The organism is Peribacillus sp. P4_C12, assembly GCF_056402095.1.
Window position 1 is genome coordinate 1 of sequence record NZ_JBFUIB010000642.1, and the last position, 1,839, is coordinate 1,839.

Consider the following 1,839-nt stretch of genomic DNA (forward strand, 5'->3'; position numbering starts at 1 on the left):
GATTCAATAATTGCCTCGAGTGCTAATAATAATGAAACATTGCCACCTTTCATATCGGTCGTTCCACGCCCAAACACTTTTCCGTCTTTTGCCATGCCGCTATATGGGTCATCGTGCCATGCAGCATGATCTCCCTCGGGAACCACATCAATATGACCATTTAAAATGAGAGATTTGCCGTTGCCGATTCCTCTTTTAATCGCAACAAGGTTGGGGTTTCCTTTAAAATCTTTACGATCACAATAAAAATGGGGATGATTTCTTAATTTTTCATCCCCAATCTCCCATAAATCTATTTCGAGACCAAGCTGTCTGCACTTTTCAACTACAATAGCTTGCGCACTCCCCTCTTGGCCTCGCTTGCTCGGTTCCTGTACCAGTTTTTGTAACAGCCTAATTCCATTCGTTCGATTTTCATTCAACCAAGTGCTGATTTTCGCTTCATACATATCACCGTTCTCCTCTCTCATTCTTTTAAAATATGGATATTTTTAGAGACTGTAAACGAGGCTTCGGTTTGATTCCTGATTTCCTCGATACTAGAATTTTCAAATAAATCAGTTAATAAGAGGCCTTCGGGTTTCACAGAAAATACGCCAAGTTCCGTGATAATCATATGTACGCATTCTTTAGCCGTTAATGGTAACGTACATTCTTTTACTAATTTAGACATGCCTATTTTATCAGTATGCTCCATTAATACGATGACCTTTTTGGCCTTTGCCGCAAGTTCCATCGCCCCACCCATCCCTGGTACTCTCTTTCCTGGCACATTCCAATTAGCCAAGTCGCCTAATTCGCTTACTTGTAGTGCTCCAAGAATCGTGATATCCACCCTGCCCCGGCGAATCATTCCAAATGCCATCGTACTGTCGCAGTATGATGCTCCTTCTCTAATGGTAATGGGAAGACCTCCAGCATTACAGAGATGCGGATCTTCCTTCCCCTTTTTTGGGGAACTCCCGATTCCAACAAGCCCATTTTCAGCATGAAACATAACTCGATGATCATTCAAAAGATGATTCGGCACAAGGGATGGTATGCCAATTCCCAAATTGACCAGCATGCCATTGCTTATTTCTGCTGCGGCTCGTTTCGCTAATCGATTTCTGACTTTGGTTCCCAAACCCATTTCCAATCGACTCCTTTTGATGGAATGATATAATCCACAAATGCACCCGGTACAATAATGTCTTCCGGATTCAAAGCGCCAAGTGGGACGATTTGCACTGCTTCGACTATGGTGATTTGTCCGGCAGTCGCTACGAGCGGATTCGTATTCCGAGCACTTTTATCAAATATTAGATTTCCATAAGGATCTGCCTTTTCTGCATAAACAATTGCGATATCTGCAGTCAACGCAGGTTCAACTAGATAATTTTTCTCACCCAGCCTTATGGTTTGTTTTCCTTCACGGACTATATCGGCGTCCAGGCCAATATCGGTCAATATCCCACCAAGACCCATCCCACCTGCCCGGATACGTTCGACAAGCGTCCCTTGCGGTGAGAACTCTACTTCCAGCTCTCCATTGTTCATAAATTGGCCCGCATTTGGGTTAGAACCAATATGAGAAACGATGATTTTTTTCGCACGCCGCTGTGTGACCAGTTTCCCTACCCCTATATCTGGAAAACCAGTATCATTTCCGATTAAGGTTAAATTTTTAATACTTGACTCCAAAATTAAATTGATCAATCCCGGCGGGGTACCGATGCCACCGAACCCTCCGAAAAGAATAGACTGATTATCTTTAAAGAGATGTAGAACATCCTCAAAACGGCAAATTTTCTGGAATGAATTTTCTAACATACTAACTCACTCCCTTGTTAGGATGAC

General features: G+C 42.8%; 3 protein-coding genes. All 3 read right to left on the minus strand.

The annotated features are described in order from the left end of the window. Positions 1-449: M20/M25/M40 family metallo-hydrolase (locus AC1DUW_RS27520; RefSeq protein WP_477644013.1), on the minus strand; the 449-nt coding region annotated here is incomplete at its 3' end. 17 nt (positions 450-466) lie between these two features. Then, on the minus strand, positions 467-1,132 hold the full coding sequence (locus tag AC1DUW_RS27525; RefSeq protein WP_053346609.1) for a 3-oxoacid CoA-transferase subunit B: 666 nt from the start codon (positions 1,130-1,132) through the stop codon (positions 467-469). After that, positions 1,099-1,812 (minus strand): CoA transferase subunit A, encoded by a 714-nt coding sequence (locus AC1DUW_RS27530; protein WP_477644014.1) that lies wholly within the window; start codon positions 1,810-1,812, stop codon positions 1,099-1,101. Before AC1DUW_RS27530 ends, AC1DUW_RS27525 begins: the two co-directional genes overlap by 34 nt. Positions 1,813-1,839 lie beyond the last annotated feature (27 nt).

Coding starts and splice junctions, on each gene's coding strand:
- AC1DUW_RS27530 (WP_477644014.1), bottom strand. CDS start 1,812: ATGTTAGAAAATTCATTCCAGAAAATTTGCCGTTTTGAGGATGTTCTA.
- AC1DUW_RS27525 (WP_053346609.1), bottom strand. CDS start 1,132: ATGGGTTTGGGAACCAAAGTCAGAAATCGATTAGCGAAACGAGCCGCA.